A 23396-nucleotide genomic window follows, 5' to 3' on the forward strand; every position below is an offset into this window, starting at 1 on the left:
CATCCGATGGAGCCGCGCACCTTCCGGCTCAGCCTGCGCGCGCGGATCTGAAGAGGCTTCCGTACGGCCACCGCCGCTGGCCCTCACCCCTGCCCTCTCCCGCAAGCGGGAGAGGGAGATGACCGAGTAGATCCTCGATAGGTCCCATTCTCCGGAGCACCGACATGGAAATCGAACAACCGCCCGTCGACCGCGTGCGCATCATTCCCGACGGCGAACGCCGTGGGCTGGTGATCGTCCACACCGGCAACGGCAAGGGCAAGAGCACCGCCGCCTTCGGGCTGGCGCTGCGCGCGCACGGGCGCGGCAAGCGGGTCCACATCTACCAGTTCATGAAGGTGCCGAGCGCCCGCTTCGGCGAGCACCGCCTGTTCGAGCAGATCGGCGTGCCGATCGAGGGACTGGGGGACGGCTTCTCGTGGAAGAGCAAGGACCTGGAGCACTCGGCGCAGCTGGCGCGCGACGGCTGGGAACGCGCGAAGGCGACGATCCTGGGCGGCGAACATTTCCTCGTCGTGCTCGACGAGATCATGTATCCGCTGCGCTACGGCTGGCTGCCGCTGGAGCCGGTGCTGGAGACCTTGCGCGCACGCCCGGCGCACGTTCACGTCTGCTTGACAGGTCGTAACGCGCCTCAGGAATTGATGGATCTGGCAGACACCGTGACAGAAATGACCATGATCAAGCACCACTTCAAGGCAGGAGTGCCGGCACAACGCGGAATTGAGGATTGACTTCCCTCCGGGCGCCGTCTGACCGCTAAGCTGCGCGCCAGTTTTCACTGTCGCCTACTCCGTCACCCGGCGCCTCCCGACGCTTTCCGACGCCTCACGCCGCCCGTCCCATGAGTCCGATGTCCTGGCTCCTCGCCCTCGCGATTCCGATCGCGCTGCTGCTCGACCGATGCTTCGGCGAGCCGCCCGCCGCCGTGCATCCGGTCGTCGGCATGGGACGTTTCCTCGGGCTCTTCGGCGACCGCCTGTGCGGACTGTCGGCGAAGGCCGCGTTCATCGGCGGCGCGTTCGCATGGACCGTGGGCATCACGCTTTCCGCCCTCGCCGCCTGGGCCGTCGAGCATGCCGTCATCGCCGGGCTCGAACCGTGGTTCGGCGGCTGGCGGCTCGCGGTCGCGGCCTTGCTGCTGGGACTCGCGCTGAAGCCGATGCTCGCGTGGCGCATGCTGCGCGACGAGGTCGCCGCCGTCGAGACCGCGCTGTCGCGCTCGCTCGACGCGGGCCGCGCGCAGCTGTCCCGCCTGGTCAGCCGCGACACGACGCAGCTCTCCGCGCTCGAGGTCCGCGAAACCGCGATCGAGACGCTCGCCGAGAACCTCAACGACTCCGTCATCGCCCCGCTGTTCTGGTTCATGGTCGCCGGACTGCCCGGCGCGGCGGTCTACCGCTTCGCCAACACCGCCGACGCGATGTGGGGCTATCGCGGTCGCTGGGAATGGGCCGGCAAGTGGGCCGCGCGCGCCGACGACGCGCTGTCGTGGATCCCCGCGCGACTGACCGGGCTGGCGCTCGTGGCGCTGCGGCCGGCGCTGCTCGCGCCGCTGCGGCGCGAAGCGGCGCGCACGCCCTCGCCCAACGGCGGCTGGCCGATGGGCGCGATGGCGCTGCGGCTCGGCCGCGCCTTGAGCAAGCCCGGCCACTACCGGCTCAACCCGGCCGGCAGCGAGGTCGTCGCCGAAGACATGGCCCACGCGCAGCGCCTCGCCGCAGGCGCGATGCTGGCCCTCGCCGCCCTGCTGGCGCTGGGCGCCGCGGCGCTGCGCGGCGGCTTCGCCGTCGTGAGGAGCGCGCTGTGACCCGCTTCCAGTCGCTCCCCCACGGCGGCACCGACGCGGGGCCGCCGGTGCGCCACGACTTCTCCACGAATGCCCATCCGCTCGGCCCGCCGCCGGCCGCGCTCGACGCGGTGCTGCGCGCCGACCGGCTGCGTTATCCCGACCCGGCCTACGCCGTGCTGCGCGCCCGCCTGGGCGACTGGCACGGCGTCGAGGCCGACCGCGTGCTGCCGGCCTCCGGCGGATCGGAAGCGATCCGCCGCCTGACGCTCGCCGCGATGCTGTCCGGCGTCACCCGCGTCTGTGTGCCGCAGCCCGGCTTCGGCGACTACGCCGCCGCCGCCCACGCGCTCGGGCTGCAGGTGACCGCCTACGACGACGCGTTCCAGCTCGCCGATTCGCTGACGCTGCCTTCGCTCGTCTGGGTCTGCGATCCCAACAATCCCACCGGCGCGAGCTACGGCCTCGACGAGTGGACGGCCGTGGCGCTCGCGCTCGGCCAGAGCGGCTCGCAGCTGGTCGTCGACCAGGCCTACGATGCGCTGCGCCTGTCCGGCGGCTGCGCGCTGCCGCAGGCCATCGCCGACGGCGCCTGGCGGCTCGTCTGCCCCAACAAGGCCTTCGGCCTGACCGGCGTGCGCGGCGCCTACCTGATTGGCCCGCGCGACGGCCTCTGGATCGGGCGCGTCGCGGAACTCGCACCGAGCTGGGTGCTGTCCTCCGAGGGTCAGGCCTTGCTCGAAGCATGGACCACGCCGTCCGTCCGTGGCGAACTCGAAGCCTCGCTCCCGCTGCTGCGGGAATGGCGCGCGTCGCAGTGGACGCGGATGGAAGCCATGGGCTTCGACCAGATCGACGGCGGCACCGCCAACTTCTGGCTGGCCGCGCTGCCGTCCCCGTGGCTCGAGACCCCGGAGCCGCTGCTCGAAGGCCTGCGCACGACGGGCATCAAGCTGCGCGACGCCAGCTCCTTCGGTCTGCCGGGCCTGGTGCGCGTGTCGGTGCAATCGCCGGAAGCCGTCGAGGCGCTGGCCGCGGCGATGCTCACCTTCGGCGGTCACACGCCGCTGCCATCGCCGCCATCGCGCCGCGGCGCGTTCGACACGACACTTCCTTTCGACACGACCCATCCGTCCGACACGGCGCCGGGCGGGTCCGCCTTCGGCGACACGGTGCGGGGAGAGACGCGATGAGCCGCCGCGGCAAGGCCGTCATGGTGCTCGGCACCACGAGCGGCGCGGGCAAGAGCTTCCTCACCACGGCGCTGTGCCGCTGGTACGCGCGCCGGGGTCTGCGCGTGGCGCCGTACAAGGCGCAGAACATGAGCAACAACGCGCGCGTCGTGCCGGGTCTCGGCGGACGCCAGGGCGAGATCGGTTCGGCGCAGTACTTCCAGGCGCTCGCCGCCAACGCGCGGCCCGAGGTGCGCATGAACCCGGTGCTGCTGAAGCCGGAGAAGGACACCGCCTCGCAGGTCGTCGTGCTCGGCGACGTCGACGAGGCGCTCAGCCGCGCACCCTGGCGCGAGCGCAGCGAGGCGCTCTGGACCCGCGCGCGCGGCGCGCTGCATGAGCTGCTGGCCGAGAACGACGTCGTCGTCATCGAGGGCGCCGGCTCGCCTGCCGAGATCAACCTGCACAGCAGCGACTACGTGAACATGCGCACCGCGCGCGAGGCCGACGCCGCCTGCCTGCTGGTCACCGACATCGACCGCGGCGGCGCCTTCGCGCATCTCTACGGCACGCACGCGCTGCTGCCGCCGGACGAACGCGCGCTGATCCGCGGCTTCGTGCTGAACCGCTTCCGCGGCGACGCGGCCCTGCTGTCGCCGGGGCCGGAGATGCTGCAGCAGATGACCGGCGTGCCCACGCTCGCGACGCTGCCGATGTGGCGCGGGCACGGGCTGCCCGAGGAGGACGGGGTCTTCGACGACCGCACGACCGGCGGCATCGGCGGTGGCTCCGGCGGCGAGGCACGCACGCCGGTGCGCGTCGCCGTGATCGCCTATCCGCGGCTGTCCAATCTCGACGAATTCCAGCCGCTGCGCCACCTGCCCGACGTGCGCCTGAGCTGGGCCCGCACCCCGGCGGAACTGGACGGCGTGGACTGGATCCTCCTGCCCGGCTCGAAGGCGGTGGCGTCCGACCTCGCCTGGCTGCGCGCGCAACGGCTGGACGTCGCGGTCGCCGCACACGCCGCCGCCGGCGGCCGCGTGCTGGGCATCTGCGGCGGCCTGCAGATGCTGGGCGAGGCGCTCGTCGACCCGCACGGACTCGACGGCAACGCGCCAGGCCTGGGCCTGCTGCCGCTGGTGACGCTCTTCGAGCGCGAGAAACTGCTGCGCGAGGCCGAGTGCCGCTTCGCGCCGACGCTGGACGCGCCGTGGTCCGCGCTGAACGGCGCGTTCGTGCGCGGCTACGAGATCCACCACGGCCGCACGGCGCAGCACCCCGGCCTGCCCGCGGCGCGGCCAGTGCTGTTCGACGGCCTCGGCGAGCCGGTGGGCTGGCAGCACGGCCCGGTGCTCGGCCATTACCTGCACGGCCTGTTCGAGGACGATCGCGTGCTGGCCGCGCTCTTCGACCGCCCCGCGCGCCCGCTCGACCAGGTGTTCGACGACCTCGCCGATTACATCGACCGCCACTTCGCGCCCGGCGTGCTGATGGGCCTGCTGTCGCCCGTTCCCCGTGCCCCTCTCCCTTTGACGTCCGAGAAGTCACCATGACGAAGCAAGACCTGATTCCCGCGATCCCCTCGCTGCACGACGCGGCGCTGGCGACGGCGCTGCAGCACCGCATCGACCGCAAGACCAAGCCGCTGGGATCGCTGGGCCGCCTGGAGGGTCTGATGCTGCGCCTGGGTCTCATCCAGGGCACGGAACAACCGGCGCTGGTCGAGCCGCAGATGATGGTCTTCGCGGCCGATCACGGGCTCGCCGCGCACGGCGTGTCGGCTTTCCCGTCGGACGTGACCTGGCAGATGGTCGAGAACTTCCTGGCGGGCGGCGCGGCGGTGTCCGTGCTGGCGCGCCAGCACGGGCTGCAGTTGAGCGTGGTCGACGCCGGCGTGCGTCACACCTTCCAGCCGCGTCCCGGCCTGCTGATCGCGAAGATCGCGATGGGCAGCCGCGACATGCTGGCGGGACCGGCGATGACGGCCGACGAATGCGCGACCGCGGTCGCCGCAGGCAAGACGCTGATGCAGAAGCGCCCGGGCAATGCGCTGCTGCTGGGCGAGATGGGCATCGGCAACACCTCGTCGGCGGCGCTGCTGCTGTCGCGGTTGGGCGGGTATCCGCTGGCGGACTGCGTCGGACGCGGCACGGGCCTCGACGACGCGCAGCTGCGTCACAAGCTGAGCGTGCTGGCGCGCGTGCTGGAGAAGCATCCGCGCGCGAACGAGCCGCTGGCGGCGCTGGCCGCGCTGGGGGGGCTGGAGATCGCGATGATGGTCGGCGCGGTGCTGCAGGCGGCGCTGGAGCGTCGCGTGATCGTGGTCGACGGCTTCATCACCGGCGCGGCGGTGCTGGTCGCGGCGAAGCTGCAGCCGGCGGTGCTGGAGCGTTGCATCTTCGCGCACCGGTCCAACGAGCAGGGTCACCGGCTGATGCTGGACACGCTGCACGCGCAGCCGCTGCTGGACCTCGGACTGCGGCTGGGCGAAGGCTCCGGCGCTGCGCTGGCGTGGCCGCTGCTGGAATCGGCCTGCCGCGTGCTCGGCGAGATGGCGAGCTTCGATTCGGCGGGGGTGAGCGACAAGGCCTGAGCCCAAAGGCGGAGCGGCGAATCGACGCCGCTATGCTCGCCGGTCCGCCGTTTCTCTCACGAAGGAGCCCCCGTGTCCGACCTCGAACGCTCACTGCTCGACACCCTCCGCGCGCTGGAGGTCGAGCTGCACCATCCCGGCGTGCGCTGCAGCGCCGAGCGGCTGTCGCAGCTGCTGCATCCGGATTTCCACGAGGTCGGCCGTTCCGGCCGTCAGTACGACCGCGAGACCATCATCCGCTGGCTCGCCGACGACCACGAGCCGCCGAAGGTCGTGCCCGACGAGTTCCGCATCGCGCCGCTGGCGCCGGATGCGGCGCTGCTGACCTACCGCTCGGCACATCGGCAGGAGGACGGCGCGCTGGTGCACCACACGTTGCGGTCTTCGCTGTGGCTGAAGACGGCACAGGGCTGGCAGATGCGTTACCACCAGGGCACGCCGGCCGCACAGGTCTGGTGAGGCGTTTGGCGTCGGGGTCGACGTGGTGCAGGCACGCACGCTTCGCGTGCGACGCCGGGTCAGGGGACATGGTCGCGGGAGTGGACGAAGGTCACGTTCCGAGAACCGCGATGGGCGCTAGATTCGCGACGGCTCCACTGCTGTCCAGAGCAGCGGGGCTGGCCGGGTCCAGCCGGTCGTTGCACCGACTCCCCCGCTCCTCCCATGATCGATCCGACCGACTTCGCCGCGCCCTTCGGAGACCTGCCCGTTCCCGAGTCCCTGCTCGCGCTGCTGCGCTTTCAGAATGACATCGGCTACGGCAACTACTCCGCCGCCCTGACCTTGACCGACGACGACCACGACGGCCTGCGATACGGCTGGTCGGAGGATCCCGCCTTCCTGTCGCGGCTGATCCCGTTTGCGCGAGCGACGGCATCGGGGTCGTTCTATGCGCTGTGGAATCCCGACCCGTCGCAGCCGCCGATGCCCGATCGCTGGCCGGTGGTGGCCTTCGGCGACGAAGGCGGCGAGTGGATCGTCGCGCGCGACGTGCGCGAGCTGCTGTGGGTCAGCACCTGCGACGCGGAGCCGCGCATCGACTTCGACCGCGTCCACTACTTCCGCAGCGAGCATCACTACCGCAAGAGCGAAGGACTGGACGCGTACATCGAGTGGCTGCGCGAGGATCTGCAACTGGCGCCGGTCGACGATCCGGAACCCATTCTTGCGGCCGCGCAGCGGGAGTCGCAGGACGACTTCGAACGGTGGATCGAGCCGTTCCTGCAAGGATGAGGGCGCGGGCAGCGGCTTGCGTGCAACCCGGCAAGGTCGCTTATCGATCGGTACGCCCGAGTCGCCATCGTCCGGAGCGTTGGCGGCGACCCGGGAGTCCTCCTCCCCCGACGCTGCTGCGCCACATCACACCGCCGATTCGCGCGACCCGAAGCAGCAGCCGGAACATTTGATCCGGCGAATCGCAGCGCGTCTCATCACAGCGCCGGGCGCAGCCCCTTCACCGGGCTAATGGCTTCAAGTTGGGACGCCAGACGCAGGATGGTCGACTCCGCCAACCAACGACCCACCAGCTGGATGTTGATAGGCAGGCCCTCCTTGCTTGTGCCGAAACGCATCGAGATCCCCGGAAGGCCGGTCACGTTGAGCGGCACGGTGGCGCCCTGCAGATACGTGGCGTCGACCGTCTGACCGTTGATGACAAAGTTCGATACCCCGTGCTTGTGCGCCGGAACAGGCAGCACCGGCGTGATCAGAGCATCGAAGCGGGAGAAAAACTCGGCGAAGCCGTCTTTCAGACGCTCCGCGGCCTGCTCCGCCTCGATGAAGTCGGCCATGGACGTGTCGGGCAAGGCCAGCATGGTCTTCGCCATCTTGTAGAGCTCGTCCGTGCGCCGACCCGCGGTCGCTTCCGCGAAGGCCGGCTTCATCTCCATCACGTGGATCTTGTTGAACACGTCCAAGGCGAAGTCACGCTCCAGCGCGGGAATCCGAACCTGTTCGACCTGAACGCCTGCCGCCTGCAAGGCGTCAGCCGCGGCTCGCACGGTGGCGGCGACTTCCGGATCGATCGGCCCGAAGCCAGGCTCTACCAACCAGCCGACGCGCAGCGGCCTGTCCAACGAGGGATCGTGATCCAACGTGAAGATGCCGCCAGCTTCGGCGAACGCGTCATGGCCATCCGGGCCGGCCAGCTGCGCGAAGGCCAGAGCGAGGTCGCGGATGCTGCGGGCCATCGGGCCGACGTGCCAGAACCGTCTCGGGGCGCGCGGCCAGATGCCGGTCATCGGCACGCGGCCATGCGTGGCCTTCAAGGACACGATGCCCGTTTGCGCAGCCGGGCCACGCACGGAGATGGCCAGGTCCGTGCCCAGGCCGAGCGGCGACATGCCTGCGGCAATGGCCGCCGACTCTCCGCCGCTTGATCCCCCCGGCGTGCGCGTGAGATCCCAGGGATTGTTGGAGCGACCGCTCAACAGGTTGTCGCTTTCGATCCAGTAGGAGAACTCCGGCAAATTGGTTTTCGCGAGGAGGATCGCTCCGGCGCCCTTCAGACGAGCAACGGACGTGGCATCCGTGCTGGGCAATCTGCCCTTGAAGATGGGCGAGCCGCGCTGCGTGAAAACCCCGGCCGTATCGATGGAATCCTTCGCCGTGAAAGGCACACCGTGCAGCGGCCCCAGCGGTCTCCCCGCCATCACGTCTGCCTCGGCGGATCGGGCGGCGTCCATCGCGCCGTCGGCCAGCGTGACGATGGCATTGACCTTGGCATCGACCGCGTCGATGCGGTCCAGATGCGCTTGAACGACCTCAACCGGCGAGAGCTGCCGCGTGCGGATCAAGTTGGCGAGAGCGACGGCATCGACGCCTGTGATGTCATTGATCATGATGGCTACCTAACGTTTGTAAGGTTTAATCCTAGGTCAAAAATGCGCACACAGTCAACCCTATCTAACATTTGTTAGAATTTGATCCAGAACTTGAGGAAGCGCGATGACCGCAGTGAATTCGAAGGAAGCCATCCTTTCCGCCGCGCGCCAGGCGGCGCAGGCGCATGGCTACGCCGGGCTGAACATGCGCGACCTCGCGACCGCGGTCGGCATCAAGGCAGCCAGCATCTACCATCACTTTCCGGGCAAGGCGGACCTGGCGACAGCGGTGGCGCAACGCTATCGCGAGGACACGGCCGCGGATCTCGAAACCCTGGCGGAGGAAGCGGAGGACCCGTTGGACCGACTGCGCCGCTATCCGAGGATCTTCCGGCGCTCGCTCGAGAACGGGAACCGGTTGTGCCTGTGCAGCTTCATGTCGGCCGAGTACGAGGATTTGCCGGACAGCGTCAAAACGGAGGTTCAGGCGTTTGGCGAGGTGAATGTGGCGTGGCTCGCGAAGGTCCTGAAGGCCGCCGGCATGACAGGTCAGAAAACCGTCGAACAAAGGGCCAAAGCCATCTTTGCAGCGGTGTCCGGGGCGCAGCTCATGGCCCGCAGCCGGGCGGACCTGGCGCTTTTTGACACGCTGATCGATGGCTATCGCGTCGCGGGTCTGCTGGCGCCGTAGCAGATCACCGCGGCATGCGAGCACCCGCGGCGGGTGCTTCCGGAGTGGATCGATAGAATCACGCCTGTGACCCGCTGGTTCCGCATCCTCGTCCTGACGATCCTCCTCCCCGCGTACGGCATCGCCGCCGCCGGCGTGACGATGTTCGCCGCGGGCGTTTCGCATGCGCAGCATCTGCTGGTCGACGGGCAACCCGCCGATCCTGCGGTCGCCGCCATCGCCTCGGCGCAATCAGGCGCCGACGACGATCAGGCGGCCGACATCGCCACCCTGCTCTTCGAACTCGGCGACACCTCGGACGACATGCCCGACCACTGCAAGCCCGACGCGCGCCCGATGCGCGTCGCGCCGCCGCAGATGAATCCGCTCCCTACGCCCCAGCTGCACGGGCCTCAGCGCTGCACGCAGCCGCTCCTGCGGCCGCCGCGGGTCTGACGCGACCCGTGTAGCCCGCTTCGAGGCGCTCCGTCGCCTCCCCCTCCCCGCCCGTTCCCTTCGGCACGCGTCGCGCTTCCCGCGCTCGCGTGCGTCCGCGTCGTCCCTTCCGCGCTCCTCGACCTCGAGGGCCGGCGGGCCGGCGTTCATTCCTCATCTCATCATGGAAATCGCCTTACTTTTCTTCCTCATCCTGCTCAACGGCCTCTTTGCCATGTCCGAGATCGGACTGGTCACCGCGCGCCGCGCGCGCCTGCAGAAGCTCATCGACGACGGCGACAGCGCCGCCGCCGCGGCCGTCAAGCTGGGTGAGGACCCCACCCGATTCCTCTCGACCATCCAGATCGGCATCACCTCCATCGGCGTGCTCAACGGCATCGTCGGCGAGGCCGCCCTCGCCGGGCCGCTCGCCCTGTGGATCACCTCCCACGGCGTGCCGGCGGAGTACGCCAGCGGCGCCGCGACCGGCCTGGTCGTCGTGCTGATCACCTACTTCTCCATCGTGCTGGGCGAGCTCGTGCCCAAGCGCCTCGGCCAGTCCAACCCCGAGGCCGTCGCCCGTCTGGTCGCGCGCCCGATCGCCGCGCTCGCCGTCGCCACCAAACCCTTCGTCCGGCTGCTGTCGGGCTCCACGAACGCGCTGTTGCGCCTGCTCGGCGTGAAGCAGTCGGCCGCGTTCAACGTCACCGAGGAAGAGATCCACGCCGTGCTCGCCGAAGGCACCAGCGCCGGCGTCATCGAGTCGCACGAGCACGCGATGGTGCGCAACGTCTTCCGTCTGGATGACCGTCAGATCGGCTCGCTGATGGTGTCGCGCCGCGACGTGGTCTGTCTGGACCTGAACGATCCGATGGAGACGACGCTCGCGCGCATCGAGGCCTCGGACCACGCGCTGTTCCCGGTGGTGCGCGGCGGACTGCATGACATCGTCGGCGTGGTCAACGCGCGCCAGCTGCTCTCCGAGCTGCTGCGCGACCGCAAGCCGAAGTTGGATGAGCGCCTCGCCCCGCCGCTGTATGTGCCCGAGACCATCACCGGCATGGAGCTTCTGGCCAACTTCCGCCTGTCGGCCGTGCACATGGCTTTCGTCATCGACGAATACGGCGAGGTGCAGGGCCTGGTCACGCTGCACGACCTGGTCGAGGCGATCACCGGCGAATTCCAGCCGCGCGATCCGGCCACCGCCTGGGCGGTGCAGCGCGAGGACGGCTCCTGGCTGCTCGACGGCCACATCCCGGTGCCGGAGCTGAAGGATCGCCTGGCGCTCGACGAAGTGCCGGAGGAGGAACGCGGCCGCTATCACACGCTGAGCGGCATGATGATGCTGCTCACCGGCCGGCTGCCGCGCGAGGCGGACTCGGTGGAGTGGGAGGGCTGGCGCTTCGAGATCGTCGACATGGACGGCAAGACCATCGACAAGGTGCTGGCGTCTCGCGTCGTGGAGGTCGCGGAGGTCGTCGATGTGGTGGCATGACGTCGCGCGGGTGGCGATCGTGGTGGCGGCGGCGCCGCTGCTCGTGTCCTGCTCCGAAGGCTATCCCGGCGAGGACCGGCCGCTGGTCAGTCCCTTCGACATGAACAATGCCGAACGCGTCGCCGAGCTCAACGTCGTCGGCCGCGACTCGCCCGGCCCGCGCTGGCGCTACGCGCTGCGCGAGGGGTGCGCGCTGGAGGTCGAGCAAGGCAGCGGGAAGGACCGGCGGCGCGTCGCCGTGACGCTGAAGCGGTCGATGGACGCGGAGGTCGTCTTCGACGACGCGACGAAGACCTACGACGTCGCGTTGATCGATCGCTCAGTCGACGCCGGCAAGCCCATCGCCACCCTGCTCAAGACGGACAAGTGGACCTATGCGACGCAGGGGAGTCTGCTCGTCGATCTGCTGATCAGGGATTGCGCAGCACGCTCCACCGCACGATAGCGTCGAACAAGGGGAACTCCGCGTTCCCCGCGTCGGTGGTCAGCTTGAGGAGGTAGTACTGAACCCCCTGGCCGAGCGTGACTTCCAGTTGGAGGTCGCGCACGCGCGGCGGGTTCGGAACGAAGAGGCCTTCGCGCGGCACGCCGTCGCGGTCCACGAGGTCCCCATGAATCGGCTGGACCCCGAACAGGTCGATGTCGATGCGCGCGTGAAGCGAGATCCGGTCCGCTGCGCGACGCAGGCCGAGCGCCGCCAGCAGGCGCTTCTTGCGGCCCGGCCAGCTCGACCGGGCCAGCGTGCAGTCGATGGCGAGCCGGAAGTGATTCCCCTGCTCGTCCTCGAACGGCCCCAGCGACCGCAACCACCGATCCGGCTCCGTCGGTGGCAGTCCAGCGAAAACGTCGTCGCTCATTCGTCGCCTGTTTCCAGTTGGCTTCCGGCTCGCCTCCGGCCTACTTCGAGTAGCCCTGATCCTTGATGAACACCGCCCGCTGCTTGTCGCCGTTGAAGGCGAAGAGCACGCGCTCCTGCTCGCCGTTCTCGCGTTCGACGACCATGGCCCAGCGGCCAGCCGGTAGCGGCCGACGAAGTCGCCGCCGTTGCGGCGCTGTCGCTGCGCCCCGCCCGCACCGGCGCCGACGGCGCTGACGGAGGAGGTCGTCGTGCTGCCGCCGCGCGAGTAGGTGCTGGTCGCCATGCCCGCCACGCCGTTCGCCGCGGCCATGCCGCCGGTGCCGAACACGGATTTGCCCGTCTGCTCGAAAGTGCCGTCCGGCTGGAAGTGGAAACGGTTCTGCGAACTGCCGCCGCCGAGGATCGAATACCAGGAGTGCGTGAACGTGCCGTCCAGCCGCTGCCCCGCCGAGGCCGGCTCCGCCGGCGTGCCGCTGATCGTGCGCCAGTCCCTGTCGTCGTGGTCCTTGATCTGCCAGTCGCCGCCGCTGCGGCGCCACTGCAGGACGCGCTCCGGCTTGAAGCGGCGCGGCGCTCCAGCGTGGCCGCCCGTTCCGCGGCCTCGCCTTGGCGACGCTCGTCCCCGGCGAGCGCCTTCAACGCGGGCCACAGTTCATTCGACTTCGAGGACAGCGTCTTCAATCCGCCGCCGTAGCGCTGGAGCAGCGCCTCATCCCAACGCCCTCGTCGCGTCCGGCTTCCGACGGCGGCGCGACCCAGAGCTGCATCACCTGGCCCGGCGGCAGATCGGCGGGCTGCAGCAGCAGGCCGTCCTCGTGCACGCGCTGCGTCCAGCCGGACGGGACGTCGAGGGCCAGCGCGGACACGAGCGGCGCCGACAACACGGCGGCGACAACAGCGGCGGCTGCGCGGCCAAGGAACGCCACCAATGCAAAGCGGACCCGAAGGTCCGCTTGCTCACCAGGATCCGGAGGGATCGATCAGATCGACGCTCAGATCGAATAGCCCAGCAGCATCGCCACGCCCGCTTCGCGGTTCGGACGCTTGAAGCCGTCGCGCGTCAGGCGGTTCATCGGGATCGACAGCGCCGAGGTCTGGAACCACTTGTTGTAGAGCTGCTCGATCTCGCCGCTGCTGTAGACGCGGCTCAGCGCGCGGTCCACGGCCGCCGCGAGCTTGGCGTCGCCCTTGCGCATCATGATCCCGTAGGGCTCCACCGAGAACGCCATCTGACCCAGGCTCAGGCTGTCCAGCGCCTTGTCCTTGGACGCCAGACCCAGCAGCAGCGCATCGTCCTGCGCGAACGCGCGGGCCTTGCCCTCGCGCAACGCCTTGAAGGCGTCGGTGTTGTTGGGATACTGGACCAGCTGCATCTTGGCCTCGCCCGACGTGTTCAGCTGCGTGAACAGCTTCTCCGAGGTCGTGCCCTTGGCCAGCGCGATCGTCATGCCGTCCAGGTCCTTGATCGTGTCGACCTTGGCGCCGCTCGGGATCAGCACGCGCATGCCCGCGACGAAGATCGTGTAGCTGAAGTCCACCTGCTCCTGACGCGCCTTCGTGTTGGTCGTGGAGCCGCACTCCAGGTCGATCTCGCCCTTCTGCAGCTTCGGGATCCGGTCCGCGCCGGACACGACCACGTAGTTGACCTTCAGCTCGGGCAGCTTCAGTTCCTTCTTGATCTCCTCGACAGCCTGCAGGCACAGGTCCACCGAGTAGCCCTGACCCTGCTTCTGCTCGTTGACGAACGAGAACGGCCGCGAGGCTTCGCGCACGCCCAGCGTGATCGACTTCGAGTCCTTGATGCGGGCCATCGTGTCGACGACAGGGCCGGCGGCGGCCGCCGACAGCGAGGTCAGCGCCGTCAGCGCAACAGCGGACAGGACGGAAGCGCCGCTCAGGCGCCGGATCGCGGAGGACATGCTGGAATTCCGGGTCGGTGAAAACCCTGAATTCTAGGGAGCGGATGTTCCTCACCTGTAACCAATGCCCCCCGCTTGAGGGCTCACTCTAGACGGTTTGACAAGAAGGCCCGCCCGCCCGTGACTTCCCTCACGGATCGATGGGCGAACTCACCCCGGCTTGACCGTCGCCGTCACGCCGCCTGCCGGACGACCGCGCACGAGCTGGCGCATCAGCAGCGCCGCGACGAGCGTCGACGCGATGACGACGTAACCCACGTAGGGGAAGTCGTTGACGTGACCGTCCGGTCCGATGTGCACGATGTGCCCCGCCACGAGGGAGGCCAGCCCGCCGGCGAGCTGCTGCAGCGCCGAATTGATGGCGTTGAACGAACCGCGCTGCTCCGGCGCCGGCACGCCGGCCAGCGTCACCTGCGCCGGGATCATGCGGGAGAAGATCCCGACGAACATCACCACGTTGACCACGATCAGCACCCACAGCGGCGACGTGCCCAGGTGGGTGTAGAACGCGACGGTGGCGATGGTGATCGCGCAACCGGCGTAGAACACGGGCATCGCGCCGATGCGGTCGGAGAGGCGGCCGATCAGCGGCGAGAACACCAGGGTGCAGATGCCGGTGATCAGGTAGATGATGGGCAGGTGGTCCAGCGGGATGCCGACGTTGTGCACCACGAAGGCGCTGGCGAAGGGCATCAGCATGAACCCGCCGGTGGTCAGCAGCGCGGTGAGCGCGAAGGCCAGCTGCTGGCGCGGGATGCGCACCGTCTGGAACAGATGCCGCGCGGCGCTGTGCTGGCCGGTGCCGGCGGCGCCGAGGTGCGCGTTCACCGGCTGCAGCTTGAAGGCGATCACCAGCACCGCGAGCAGCCCGAAGAGCACGATCGCGATGAAGGGCGCATGCCAGTCGAAGCGCGACGCCAGGAAGATCGAGAACGGCAGCCCCAGCACCTGGCTGGCCGCGAAGCCGCCCTGCAGCAGACCCATCACGCGACCGCGCTGCGCCGGCGGGAACAGGTCGGCGGTGATCGCCATGACGATGGAGCCGATGACGCCGCCGAACAGTCCGGTGACGATGCGCGCCGCCAGCAGCGAGGCGAAGCTCGTCGCCAGCCCGCACCACAGCGTGCCCAGCAGGAAGCCGCAGAAGAAGAACAGCAGCAGCCGCTTGCGGTCGAAGCGGTCGGCGAAGCCCGCCGTCAGCAGGCCGGCGATGCCGGCACTGAAGGCGTAGGCGGAGACGGCCAGGCCGAACTCCCCGGAACTCATGCGCAACGCCGGCATGATCATCACGCCCAGCGGCGACATGATCATGAAGTCCAGCACCACCGCGAACTGCAGCAGCGCCATCAATCCGGCGGCCAGCTTCTGATAGGCGGTGAACGGCACGATGGCCGCGGGTGCGGCGGGGGCCGGGGAAGATTTGTTTTCTGACATGGGGCGCGATTCTGCGCATCCCTCGTATCCGCAGCGTAAAGACATGGCCCCCATCGGGAGATTCCCCGAGACGCGACGGTGCCGGGCCGCAACGTCACCGGAAACAGGGGGTGAATCGCGCGGGCGCCAGGTCTAGACTGGCGGCACGACGGCAGGTGGTCCCGTGCATCGACGCACCCAGTGCGCGCGCGGAGGCGGCCGTCGCGGGACAGGGAGCGGTCCTTTCGGGGCGGTCGATGCCGAGCCGGGAAGCACTACTCCGCATCATCGAGATCCAGAGCCAGGTCGCCCAGCTCGGGCTGGACCTGGCGGGCGTGATGTCGCTGTCGGTCCACGGCACGCTGGAGCTCGTGGATGCCGACGGCGCGGCCATCGAACTCGCGGAAGGCGAAGAACTGGTCTACCGCGCCGTCGCCGGCGCCGCCGGCCACCAGCTCGGCGTGCGCGTGCGCCGCGACGGCAGCCTCTCCGGCACCTGCCTGCGCCAGGGCATCCCGCTGATCTGCGAGGACGTGGACACCGACAGCCGCGTCGACCTCGAAGCCTGCCGGCGCGTGGGCCTGCGATCGATGGTCGTGCTGCCGCTGTCGCACCAGGGCACGCCCGTCGGCGTGCTGAAAGCCTTCTCCTCCCGGGTCCGCAATTTCGGCCAGCGCGAGGTGGACGTGCTGTCGCTGATGTCCAAGGTGCTGGGCGCCGCGATGTACTGGGCCACGCGCTACGGCCGGGACGACCTGTTCCACCGCGCCACGCACGACGACATGACCGGACTGGCCAACCGCTCGCTGTTCATGGACCGGTTGCGCCACGCCACCGCGGAGGTCGAGCGCGGGAACCCGCCGATCGCCGTCGTGCTGCTGGACATGGACGGGCTCAAGCACATCAACGACACGCTGGGTCACGCGGCGGGCGACGCGGCGCTGGTCGAGTTCAGCCGCCGCCTGGCAAGCACCACGCGCGAGTCGGACACGGTCGCCCGCCTGGGCGGCGACGAGTTCGCGATCTTGCTGACGCACGCGGGATCCGCGACGACGCTGGAAGCGACGCTCCAGCGCATCCACGCGGCGGTGGAAGGCCCCTTCTCCTATGTCGACCGGAGCCTGCCCTTGAAGGCCAGCATGGGCGCCTCGCGCTGCCCGGAGGACTGGCGAGACGCGACGGCGCTGATGGAATGCGCCGACATGCGGATGTATGACGCCAAGCGGACGCGGCAAGGCCGGGACCGCACAGGACCGATGCCGCTGGAACCGTCCTGCTGAAATCCGGGCTTCCCATGTCACCTCGGCTGTTGATAATGGCCCGCGACAAGATCAAGCAGGGAGGAACCGATGACCGACATGGTGTTCGCCGACGAACTGCCGGACCCCGGCGACGAAGCCCGATCGCGGCCCCTCGACCCGTGGCTGGTGATGATCGTCGACGACGATCCTGCGGTGCACCAGGTGACCCAGCTGGTCATGGCGGACTTCGAGTTCGCGGGTCGCAAGCTCCAGTTCCTCAATGCGTACAGCGGCGCCGAAGCCCGGGACCTGCTGCGCGACCGGCGGGACATCGCGCTGATCCTGCTGGACGTGGTGATGGAGTCGGAACACGCGGGGCTGGACGTGGCGCGCTTCATCAGGGAGGAGCTGCGCAACACCCAGGTGCGCATCGTGCTGCGCACCGGGCAGCCCGGGCAGGCGCCCGAAGAACACGTCATCAAGACCTACGACATCAACGACTACAAGGAGAAGACCGAGCTGACCAAGCGCAAGCTGATCACGGTCTTCTACTCGGCGCTGCGGTCCTACCGCGACATCGTGATCCTGTCTCAGTCACGCGCGGCGCTGCGCCGCTCCATCGACGCGATCACGCAGATCCACGACTCGAGCAATCTGCGCCACTTCGCATCGGCGCTGCTGGAGCAGGTCGGGCACATGCTCGGCTACCAGGCGCAAGGCCTCTGCGCGAGCCGCATGTACGCAGCCTCCCACGCGGAAGGCCGGCTGCAGGTGCTCGCGGCGACGTCGGACTACCAGGGACTGCTCGCCGACGCCCAGGTCTCAGACCTGCCCGCCGATGTGCGCGACGCACTCGACCGCGCGCTGGCCACCCGGCAGAGCAGCTTCGAGGACGGCCGGTTCATCGGCTATTACCGGACGCACTCGGGGAACGAGAGCCTGCTCTACATGGTGTTGTCGGATCCCCTCGACGACGAAGGCCGGGAGATGCTCGACATCTTCTGCGCCAATGTCGCGATCGCGTATGAAGGGCTGTTGGAGCGGGATAGGACGCGCTAGGCGACCTATCATCGCGGCCGGTTTCCCGGTCCGCGTCCATGCATCAAGTCCGCCTGTTCTTCGTCGCCCTGCAGTTCTTCACCCGCGTGCCCGTGCCGCGATGGGTCGGGTTCGAACCCGCCTGGCTGCAGCAGTGCGCGCGCTACTTTCCGCTCGTCGGCGCGGTGATCGGCGGCTTCTCCGCGCTGGTGCTGTGGGGAGCGCTGCAGCTCTTTCCGGCCACGGTCGCCGTCGGGCTCGCGATGGCCGCCAGCGTCTGGCTGACCGGCGGCTTCCATGAGGACGGACTGGCCGACAGCTGCGATGCGCTCGGCGGCTCGGTCTCGCGCGAGAAGGCGCTGGCCATCATGAAGGACTCGCGCATCGGCAGCTACGGCGCGCTGGGCCTCATCCTCGTGCTGGGACTGAAGGCGACGGTGCTGCTCGGGCTCGTTGACATCGATCCGGTCCTCACCATGGTCGCGATCGTCTGGGCGCACGTGGCCTCGCGCGCGGCGCCGGTCTGGCTGCTGCACGCCCTGCCCTACGCCGGCGATGCCGAACACGCGAAGGCCAAGCCGTTGGCGATGCAGATCAGCGGACCAGGTCTTGCCATCGCGCTGGCGCTGGTGGTGCTCGCGACGATCGCCGGCGCCTGGATCACGCCGGAGAACGTGCCGGAGATGCTGGCGGCGGTCGTGGTCAGCGCGGGCCTGACCTTCTACATGCAATCGATGCTGGAACGCCGCCTGAACGGCTACACCGGCGACACGCTGGGTGCGACGCAGCAGATCGTCGAGCTGGGCGCGCTGCTGACGTTCCTGGCGATGGCGCCGCTGTTCCCGGCGGATTGAGCATGAGCGGCAGTGAGATCGCCAGCATCGTCGTCTGGCGACATCCGCAGCCCGAAGGAGCGAAGGGTCTATGCGTGGGCGCTCGCTGCGACCTGCCGGTGGAACGACGCCGCGCCAAGCGGCTGGCGCGGCGCATCCAGGCCCACGCGAGGCGACACCGACTGCCGCATGCGGTGTGGACGTCGCCCCTTCAGCGCTGCGCCGATGTCGGCCGATGGCTGAAGCAGTGGGGTTGGCGACATCACACCGACGCGGCGCTCGCGGAGATCGACTTCGGCGCGTGGGATGGCCGGCAATGGACGGAGATTTCGAAGCACGAGATCGACGCGTGGGTCTCGGACTTCGCGCGCTACGCGCCGGAGGGCGGCGAGTCGCTGACGGCATTGCTCAAGCGCGCCTCGACATGGTCGGGCGGCGCGCTGGTCATCAGCCACGGCGGGTGGATGCTGGCGAGGCGGTGGGCGCGGGAGCATCCCGACCGACCGCCTAGCGCCGATCAGTGGCCACAGCCCCCAGCCTACTCCGAGCGCTGGGAACTCTGAGGCCAGACACCTGCTTCATCCTCAGCTATCGAGACGTCTCTCCAACACGCCTCACGCTTCAATTGCCCGTTCAAGTAGGCGAATGACTCAAGCTGTCTGCTGGGTCAGTCGCACGTACTTCTGCATCAGCGTCTCGCGCGATTCGACGTGATCAGGATTGACGGGGATGCAGGCCACCGGGCACAACATCGCGCACTGCGGCTCGTCGAAATGGCCGACGCACTCCGTGCACTTGCTAGGCTCGATCTGGTAGTACTCCTCGCCCATCGAGATGGCGTGGTTGGGGCACTCGGGTTCGCAGACGTCGCAGTTGATGCACTCGTCCGTAATCATCAACGCCATGGCTTACTGCTCCATGCGGTTCTTGGCGACGCGCTCTGCCAGGCGCTCGCGGACCAGCGGCGAGACGAACTTGGCCACCTCGCCGCCGAGGGTGGCGATCTCCCGCACAAAGGTGGAGGAGACGAACTGGTAGTTGTCCGACGGTGGCAGGAAGACCGTCTCGACCTCGGGCATCAGCTGCCGGTTCATGCCGGCCATCTGGAATTCGTATTCGAAGTCCGACACCGCTCTCAGCCCGCGCACCACGACCTTGCCGCCGTTCGCCAGCACGAAGTGGCTCAGCAGGCCCTCCAGGGCCACCACCTCGACGTTCGGATACGGCGCCACCAGCTGGCGCGCCATGTCCAGGCGCTCGTCGATGCTGAACATCGTCTTCTTGTGATGGCCCGCCGCGACCGCCAGCACCAGGCGCTCGAACAGACGGCTGGCGCGACGCACAAGATCCTCGTGGCCGAGGGTCATGGGGTCGAAGGTGCCGGGGTAGACGGCCGTCAGCAGGATCTGGGAGGTCATGCGCGGATTATCCGCCGCGGCGCAGCAGGCGGTAATGCACCGCCCCGGCCCGCCCTTCCTTCCACACGGACAAGCCCAGCGCCGCGGGCGCTTCGATCGCCTCCGGCGACTCCAGGTAGATCAGGCCGTTCCCGGCCAGCAGCGGTGCGGCCGCGGCAAGTGCGTCGACGAACAGGCCGTCCGCGAACGGCGGGTCCAGGAAGATCAGATCGAACGAGGCCGGCGCCCCGCGCCGCATCCAGGCCAGCGCGTCCGCGTTGGCGATCGTCATCGGCACCGTGCCGTCCTTGTCCAGCCGCTTGAGGTTGACGCGCAGCGCATTCGCCAGCGTGGCGTCGCGCTCCAGCAGGGTCACGCCGGTCGCGCCGCGCGAGGCGGCCTCGAAGCCCAGCGCGCCGCTGCCGGCGAAGGCGTCCAGCACGCGCCAGCCCGCCAGGTCTTGCCCCAGCCAGTTGAACAGCGTCTCCCGCACGCGGTCGGGCGTGGGACGCAGACCCGGGCTGTACGGCACCGGCAGCTTGGATCGCTTCCAGACGCCGCCGACGATGCGGACCTCTCCCGGTCCGGCCTCGCGCGGACGCGGCTTGACCGCGCCCTGGCCCACCGTCACCCGCGGACCGGGCCGGCCGGAGCGGCGCAGGCCCTCGATCTCCGGGGACTGATCGCGCTCACGACCCTTGCCTCGTCCGCTGGATGTACTCATTGGCGGACCGGGATGCCCTGCGAGGCCATCAACGCCTTGGCTTCACCGACGGTGTGATCGCCGTAATGGAAGATGCTCGCGGCCAGCACCGCGTCGGCGCCGCCCTTCGTGATGCCGTCGGCCAGGTCCTGCAAGGAGCCGACGCCGCCCGAGGCGATCACCGGCACGCCCACCGCGTCCGACACCGCGCGCGTCAGCGCCAGGTCGAAGCCGCTCTTCGTGCCGTCGCGGTCCATGCTGGTCAACAGGATTTCGCCGGCGCCGAACTCGGCCATGCGCGTGGCCCATGCCACCGCGTCCAGGCCCGTGTTCTTGCGGCCGCCGTGCGTATAGACGTCCCACCCGGTGGTGCCGTCGGCGTTCCGACGGCGCTTGGCATCGATGGCGACGACGATGCACTGCGCGCCGTATTTGTCCGAGGCCGCGCGGATCAATTCGGGATCGGCCACCGCCGCCGAGTTGAAACTCACCTTGTCCGCCCCCGCGTTCAGCAGCCGCCGGACGTCGGCGACCGAGCGCACGCCCCCGCCGACCGTCAGCGGAATGAAGACCTGCGAGGCCACCCGTTCGATGATCGGCAGGATCAGGTCGCGGCCGTCGCTGGTCGCCGTGATGTCGAGGAAGGTCAGTTCGTCGGCGCCCTGCTCGTTGTAGCGGGCCGCGATCTCGACCGGATCGCCGGCGTCGCGCAGCTCGACGAAATTGATGCCCTTGACGACGCGACCGCCGGTCACGTCCAGGCACGGGATGATCCGCTTGGCCAGCACCGGTCAGTCTCCGTTCAGCTCGTCGGCGCGTCGCTGCGCACCGGCGAAGTCGAGATCGCCGGTATAGATCGCGCGGCCGCAGATCACGCCGCTCACCCCTTCGGATTCGACCGCGCACAGCGCCTCGATGTCGGCGAGGTTCGACAGGCCGCCCGAGGCGATCACCGGGATGGACAGCGCCTGCGCCAGCTTCACCGTGGCGTCGATGTTGATGCCGGTCAGCATGCCGTCCCGGCCGATGTCGGTGTAGATCACACCCTCGATGCCGTAGTCCTCGAACTTCTTCGCCAGGTCGATCACCTCGTGGCCGGTGAGCTTGCTCCAGCCGTCGGTGGCCACCTTGCCGTCCTTGGCGTCCAGGCCCACGATGATGTGGCCGCCGAAGGCCGAGGCCGCGTCCTGCAGGAAACCGGGGTTCTTCACCGCGGCGGTCCCGATGATCACGTACGACAGGCCGTCGTCGAGGTAGCGCTCGATCGTGTCCAGGTCGCGGATGCCGCCGCCCAGCTGCACGGGGATGTCGTCACCGACCTCGCGCAGGATCGCCTTGATGGCCGCCTCGTTGACCGGCTTGCCCGCGAAGGCGCCGTTCAGGTCCACGAGGTGCAGGCGCCGCGCGCCCGCATCGACCCATCGTCGCGCCATCTCGGCGGGATCCTCGCCGAAGGTCGTGGAGTCGTTCATGTCGCCTTGCTTGAGGCGGACGCATTTGCCGTCTTTCAGGTCGATCGCGGGAATCAGCAGCATGGCCGAGGCAGTGGGGGTGAAGGAAGGGGAAGTGTTCGGAGGAACTCGAGAACAGCGCTGGCGACGTCGGCGGCACCGGGCCGGCAGCCCGGCGTCCGGCCGTCAGGGCGCCCAGTGCAGGAAATTGCGATACAGGGCGAGCCCGGACGCGGCACTTTTCTCGGGGTGGAATTGGGTGGCAAAAATGTTATCCCGCGCCACCGCACAGGTAAAGCGCGGGCCGTAGTCGCTCTGACCGACGCTGTCGCGCGGGTCCGACGTCTCGGCATAGAAGCTGTGCACGAAGTAGAACCAGCTCTCGTCGGGCACCTCGCCCCAGACCGGATGCGGCCGCGTCTGGTGCACGCGGTTCCAGCCCATCTGCGGCACCTTGTAGCGGCTGCCGTCGGGTTGCAACTGGCCGTCGAGCCGGAAACGCTTCACGCGCCCCGGGATCAGGCCCAGCCCGGGCGTGTCCTGCTCCTCGCTGTGGTCGAGCAGCATCTGCATCCCCACGCACACGCCCATCAGCGGCTTGCGCGCGGCGGCGTCGAGCACCGCTTCCTTCAGGCCGCTGTCGGCGAGTTCGCGCATGCAGTCGCGCATCGCGCCCTGGCCGGGCAGGACGATGCGCTCGGCGGCGTACACCTCGTCGGGCTCGGCAGTGATGACGACACGCACGCCCTGGTCCTGCGCCGCCTTGATCACCGCCTGCGACACCGACCTGAGATTGCCCATGCCGTAGTCGACGACCGCGACGGTGCGCGGCCGGGAGACAGTGGAGGCGGCGGAGCCGGCGGAGCCGGTGGAGTCTTCGGAGGCGCTCACAGCGTGCCCTTCGTCGAGGGGATGACACCGGCCGAACGCGGATCCAGCGTCATGGCCATCCGCAGCGCGCGGCCGAAAGCCTTGAACATCGTCTCGCACTGGTGATGCGCGTTGTGGCCCTTGAGGTTGTCCACGTGCAGCGATACCAGCGCATGATTGACGAAGCCCTGGAAGAACTCGTAGGTCAGCTGCGTGTCGAAGGCGCCGACCGATCCGGCGGTGAACTTGACGTCCATTGCCAGTCCCGGACGGCCCGAGAAGTCGACCACCACGCGCGACAAGGCCTCGTCCAGCGGCACGTAGCTGTGGCCGTAGCGGGTGAGCCCCTTCTTGTCGCCGACCGCCTGCGCGACGGCCATGCCCAGCGTGATGCCGACGTCCTCGACCGTGTGGTGCCCGTCGATGTGCAGGTCGCCCTTGGCCTCGATGTCGAGGTCGATCAACCCGTGGCGGGCGATCTGGTCGAGCATGTGGTCGAAGAACCCGATGCCGGTGTTCAGCGACGCCTGTCCGGTGCCGTCCAGATTCACGCGCACGCGGATCTGCGTTTCCTTGGTGTCGCGGCGGACTTCGGCGATGCGTTCGGAGCTCATGGGGATTCCAGGGAGATCAGGAGGATCAGGAGGATCAGGGAGGGACAGTGAACCTTCAGGCTTGCATCAGGCTTGCTTCAGA

General features: G+C 69.0%; 27 protein-coding genes. 15 read left to right on the forward strand and 12 right to left on the reverse strand.

The annotated features are described in order from the left end of the window. Positions 1–164 precede the first annotated feature (164 nt). From cobO to PV762_RS24355, 7 genes are all read left to right on the forward strand, one after another. Positions 165–734, forward strand: coding sequence for a cob(I)yrinic acid a,c-diamide adenosyltransferase (gene cobO / locus PV762_RS24325; protein WP_421037579.1), 570 nt, complete (start codon positions 165–167; stop codon positions 732–734). 119 nt (positions 735–853) lie between these two features. Then, positions 854–1810, forward strand: a complete 957-nt coding sequence (gene cbiB, locus PV762_RS24330; RefSeq protein WP_421037580.1) for an adenosylcobinamide-phosphate synthase CbiB — start codon at positions 854–856, stop codon at positions 1808–1810. Then, entirely contained in the window at positions 1807–2982 is a 1176-nt protein-coding gene (locus tag PV762_RS24335) for a pyridoxal phosphate-dependent aminotransferase (RefSeq protein ID WP_421037581.1), read from the forward strand. Before cbiB ends, PV762_RS24335 begins: the two co-directional genes overlap by 4 nt. Beyond that, positions 2979–4514 (forward strand): cobyric acid synthase, encoded by a 1536-nt coding sequence (locus PV762_RS24340; protein WP_421037582.1) that lies wholly within the window; start codon positions 2979–2981, stop codon positions 4512–4514. Before PV762_RS24335 ends, PV762_RS24340 begins: the two co-directional genes overlap by 4 nt. Then, positions 4511–5554 (forward strand): nicotinate-nucleotide--dimethylbenzimidazole phosphoribosyltransferase, encoded by a 1044-nt coding sequence (gene cobT, locus PV762_RS24345; protein WP_421037583.1) that lies wholly within the window; start codon positions 4511–4513, stop codon positions 5552–5554. Before PV762_RS24340 ends, cobT begins: the two co-directional genes overlap by 4 nt. Before the next feature lie 72 nt (positions 5555–5626). After that, positions 5627–6013 carry a DUF4440 domain-containing protein gene (locus PV762_RS24350; protein WP_421037584.1) on the forward strand — a complete coding sequence of 129 codons (387 nt, stop codon included), beginning with the start codon at positions 5627–5629 and terminating at the stop codon, positions 6011–6013. 204 nt (positions 6014–6217) lie between these two features. Continuing rightward, complete coding sequence (locus PV762_RS24355) at positions 6218–6787, forward strand: hypothetical protein (RefSeq protein WP_421037585.1); 570 nt, start codon at positions 6218–6220, stop codon at positions 6785–6787. Positions 6788–6984: 197 nt separating this feature from the next. Here the strand turns inward: PV762_RS24355 and PV762_RS24360 are convergent, their stop codons facing one another. Next, positions 6985–8394, reverse strand: a complete 1410-nt coding sequence (locus tag PV762_RS24360; protein WP_421037586.1) for an amidase — start codon at positions 8392–8394, stop codon at positions 6985–6987. A gap of 106 nt (positions 8395–8500) precedes the next feature. Here PV762_RS24360 and PV762_RS24365 point away from each other — a divergent pair, with 106 nt between their 5' ends. From PV762_RS24365 to PV762_RS24380, 4 genes are all read left to right on the forward strand, one after another. Beyond that, complete coding sequence (locus PV762_RS24365; protein WP_421037587.1) at positions 8501–9067, forward strand: TetR/AcrR family transcriptional regulator; 567 nt, start codon at positions 8501–8503, stop codon at positions 9065–9067. Between the two features lie 66 nt (positions 9068–9133). Then, complete coding sequence (locus tag PV762_RS24370) at positions 9134–9502, forward strand: hypothetical protein (RefSeq protein WP_421037588.1); 369 nt, start codon at positions 9134–9136, stop codon at positions 9500–9502. A 163-nt stretch (positions 9503–9665) separates the two neighbouring features. Next, positions 9666–10976, forward strand: a complete 1311-nt coding sequence (locus PV762_RS24375; protein ID WP_421037590.1) for a hemolysin family protein — start codon at positions 9666–9668, stop codon at positions 10974–10976. Continuing rightward, on the forward strand, positions 10963–11421 hold the full coding sequence (locus PV762_RS24380; RefSeq protein WP_421037591.1) for a hypothetical protein: 459 nt from the start codon (positions 10963–10965) through the stop codon (positions 11419–11421). The genes PV762_RS24375 and PV762_RS24380 overlap by 14 nt, the downstream gene beginning before the upstream one ends. Here PV762_RS24380 and PV762_RS24385 read toward each other — a convergent pair. The 4 genes from PV762_RS24385 to PV762_RS24400 all read right to left on the reverse strand — a co-directional run bounded on the left by PV762_RS24385 (position 11387) and on the right by PV762_RS24400 (position 15188). Next, positions 11387–12484 carry a hypothetical protein gene (locus tag PV762_RS24385; protein ID WP_421037592.1) on the reverse strand — a complete coding sequence of 366 codons (1098 nt, stop codon included), beginning with the start codon at positions 12482–12484 and terminating at the stop codon, positions 11387–11389. The genes PV762_RS24380 and PV762_RS24385 overlap by 35 nt on opposite strands. Positions 12485–12512: 28 nt before the next feature. Beyond that, the gene (locus PV762_RS24390) at positions 12513–12701 is read right to left on the reverse strand and encodes a hypothetical protein (RefSeq protein WP_421037593.1); all 189 of its coding nucleotides are present in this window, start codon (positions 12699–12701) and stop codon (positions 12513–12515) included. A 126-nt stretch (positions 12702–12827) separates the two neighbouring features. Then, complete coding sequence (locus tag PV762_RS24395; protein WP_421037594.1) at positions 12828–13754, reverse strand: amino acid ABC transporter substrate-binding protein; 927 nt, start codon at positions 13752–13754, stop codon at positions 12828–12830. Between the two features lie 150 nt (positions 13755–13904). Continuing rightward, positions 13905–15188 carry an MFS transporter gene (locus tag PV762_RS24400; RefSeq protein WP_421037595.1) on the reverse strand — a complete coding sequence of 428 codons (1284 nt, stop codon included), beginning with the start codon at positions 15186–15188 and terminating at the stop codon, positions 13905–13907. Between the two features lie 236 nt (positions 15189–15424). Here PV762_RS24400 and PV762_RS24405 point away from each other — a divergent pair, with 236 nt between their 5' ends. The 4 genes from PV762_RS24405 (at position 15425) to PV762_RS24420 (ending at position 18842) form a co-directional block, all read left to right on the forward strand. Continuing rightward, positions 15425–16447 carry a diguanylate cyclase domain-containing protein gene (locus PV762_RS24405; protein WP_421037596.1) on the forward strand — a complete coding sequence of 341 codons (1023 nt, stop codon included), beginning with the start codon at positions 15425–15427 and terminating at the stop codon, positions 16445–16447. 69 nt (positions 16448–16516) lie between these two features. After that, the gene (locus PV762_RS24410; protein WP_421037597.1) at positions 16517–17467 is read left to right on the forward strand and encodes a DUF3369 domain-containing protein; all 951 of its coding nucleotides are present in this window, start codon (positions 16517–16519) and stop codon (positions 17465–17467) included. Between the two features lie 38 nt (positions 17468–17505). Beyond that, positions 17506–18300: an adenosylcobinamide-GDP ribazoletransferase gene (locus PV762_RS24415; protein ID WP_421037598.1), complete on the forward strand. Its 795-nt coding sequence runs from the start codon at positions 17506–17508 to the stop codon at positions 18298–18300. A gap of 2 nt (positions 18301–18302) precedes the next feature. Then, the gene (locus tag PV762_RS24420) at positions 18303–18842 is read left to right on the forward strand and encodes a histidine phosphatase family protein (RefSeq protein WP_421037599.1); all 540 of its coding nucleotides are present in this window, start codon (positions 18303–18305) and stop codon (positions 18840–18842) included. 87 nt (positions 18843–18929) lie between these two features. Here PV762_RS24420 and PV762_RS24425 read toward each other — a convergent pair whose 3' ends face one another. The 7 genes from PV762_RS24425 to hisB form a co-directional block, all read right to left on the reverse strand. Beyond that, complete coding sequence (locus PV762_RS24425) at positions 18930–19184, reverse strand: YfhL family 4Fe-4S dicluster ferredoxin (protein ID WP_088408418.1); 255 nt, start codon at positions 19182–19184, stop codon at positions 18930–18932. A gap of 3 nt (positions 19185–19187) precedes the next feature. Then, positions 19188–19697: a pantetheine-phosphate adenylyltransferase gene (gene coaD / locus PV762_RS24430; protein WP_421037600.1), complete on the reverse strand. Its 510-nt coding sequence runs from the start codon at positions 19695–19697 to the stop codon at positions 19188–19190. Positions 19698–19704: 7 nt separating this feature from the next. Further along, entirely contained in the window at positions 19705–20400 is a 696-nt protein-coding gene (gene rsmD, locus PV762_RS24435; RefSeq protein ID WP_421037601.1) for a 16S rRNA (guanine(966)-N(2))-methyltransferase RsmD, read from the reverse strand. Then, the gene (gene hisF, locus PV762_RS24440; RefSeq protein ID WP_421037602.1) at positions 20397–21167 is read right to left on the reverse strand and encodes an imidazole glycerol phosphate synthase subunit HisF; all 771 of its coding nucleotides are present in this window, start codon (positions 21165–21167) and stop codon (positions 20397–20399) included. Before hisF ends, rsmD begins: the two co-directional genes overlap by 4 nt. Positions 21168–21170: 3 nt before the next feature. After that, the gene (gene hisA / locus PV762_RS24445; RefSeq protein WP_421037603.1) at positions 21171–21914 is read right to left on the reverse strand and encodes a 1-(5-phosphoribosyl)-5-[(5-phosphoribosylamino)methylideneamino]imidazole-4-carboxamide isomerase; all 744 of its coding nucleotides are present in this window, start codon (positions 21912–21914) and stop codon (positions 21171–21173) included. A gap of 102 nt (positions 21915–22016) precedes the next feature. Further along, on the reverse strand, positions 22017–22721 hold the full coding sequence (hisH, locus tag PV762_RS24450) for an imidazole glycerol phosphate synthase subunit HisH (protein WP_421037604.1): 705 nt from the start codon (positions 22719–22721) through the stop codon (positions 22017–22019). Next, on the reverse strand, positions 22718–23314 hold the full coding sequence (gene hisB / locus PV762_RS24455; RefSeq protein WP_088408422.1) for an imidazoleglycerol-phosphate dehydratase HisB: 597 nt from the start codon (positions 23312–23314) through the stop codon (positions 22718–22720). Before hisB ends, hisH begins: the two co-directional genes overlap by 4 nt. Positions 23315–23396: the final 82 nt, after the last annotated feature.

The organism is Mitsuaria sp. CC2, from assembly GCF_048957715.1.
Classification (GTDB): Bacteria; Pseudomonadota; Gammaproteobacteria; order Burkholderiales; family Burkholderiaceae_C; genus Roseateles.

Bases quoted from the DNA above. Each gene is read 5' to 3' on its own strand.
- cobO (WP_421037579.1), top strand. From the start codon at position 165: ATGGAAATCGAACAACCGCCCGTCGACCGCGTGCGCATCATTCCCGAC.
- hisB (WP_088408422.1), bottom strand. From the start codon at position 23,314: ATGAGCTCCGAACGCATCGCCGAAGTCCGCCGCGACACCAAGGAAACG.
- PV762_RS24425 (WP_088408418.1), bottom strand. From the start codon at position 19,184: ATGGCGTTGATGATTACGGACGAGTGCATCAACTGCGACGTCTGCGAA.
- PV762_RS24410 (WP_421037597.1), top strand. From the start codon at position 16,517: ATGACCGACATGGTGTTCGCCGACGAACTGCCGGACCCCGGCGACGAA.
- PV762_RS24405 (WP_421037596.1), top strand. From the start codon at position 15,425: ATGCCGAGCCGGGAAGCACTACTCCGCATCATCGAGATCCAGAGCCAG.
- hisA (WP_421037603.1), bottom strand. From the start codon at position 21,914: ATGCTGCTGATTCCCGCGATCGACCTGAAAGACGGCAAATGCGTCCGC.
- PV762_RS24365 (WP_421037587.1), top strand. From the start codon at position 8,501: ATGACCGCAGTGAATTCGAAGGAAGCCATCCTTTCCGCCGCGCGCCAG.
- PV762_RS24415 (WP_421037598.1), top strand. From the start codon at position 17,506: ATGCATCAAGTCCGCCTGTTCTTCGTCGCCCTGCAGTTCTTCACCCGC.
- PV762_RS24360 (WP_421037586.1), bottom strand. From the start codon at position 8,394: ATGATCAATGACATCACAGGCGTCGATGCCGTCGCTCTCGCCAACTTG.
- cobT (WP_421037583.1), top strand. From the start codon at position 4,511: ATGACGAAGCAAGACCTGATTCCCGCGATCCCCTCGCTGCACGACGCG.
- PV762_RS24395 (WP_421037594.1), bottom strand. From the start codon at position 13,754: ATGTCCTCCGCGATCCGGCGCCTGAGCGGCGCTTCCGTCCTGTCCGCT.
- PV762_RS24375 (WP_421037590.1), top strand. From the start codon at position 9,666: ATGGAAATCGCCTTACTTTTCTTCCTCATCCTGCTCAACGGCCTCTTT.
- PV762_RS24400 (WP_421037595.1), bottom strand. From the start codon at position 15,188: ATGTCAGAAAACAAATCTTCCCCGGCCCCCGCCGCACCCGCGGCCATC.
- cbiB (WP_421037580.1), top strand. From the start codon at position 854: ATGTCCTGGCTCCTCGCCCTCGCGATTCCGATCGCGCTGCTGCTCGAC.
- PV762_RS24355 (WP_421037585.1), top strand. From the start codon at position 6,218: ATGATCGATCCGACCGACTTCGCCGCGCCCTTCGGAGACCTGCCCGTT.
- coaD (WP_421037600.1), bottom strand. From the start codon at position 19,697: ATGACCTCCCAGATCCTGCTGACGGCCGTCTACCCCGGCACCTTCGAC.
- rsmD (WP_421037601.1), bottom strand. From the start codon at position 20,400: ATGAGTACATCCAGCGGACGAGGCAAGGGTCGTGAGCGCGATCAGTCC.
- PV762_RS24340 (WP_421037582.1), top strand. From the start codon at position 2,979: ATGAGCCGCCGCGGCAAGGCCGTCATGGTGCTCGGCACCACGAGCGGC.
- PV762_RS24420 (WP_421037599.1), top strand. From the start codon at position 18,303: ATGAGCGGCAGTGAGATCGCCAGCATCGTCGTCTGGCGACATCCGCAG.
- PV762_RS24380 (WP_421037591.1), top strand. From the start codon at position 10,963: ATGTGGTGGCATGACGTCGCGCGGGTGGCGATCGTGGTGGCGGCGGCG.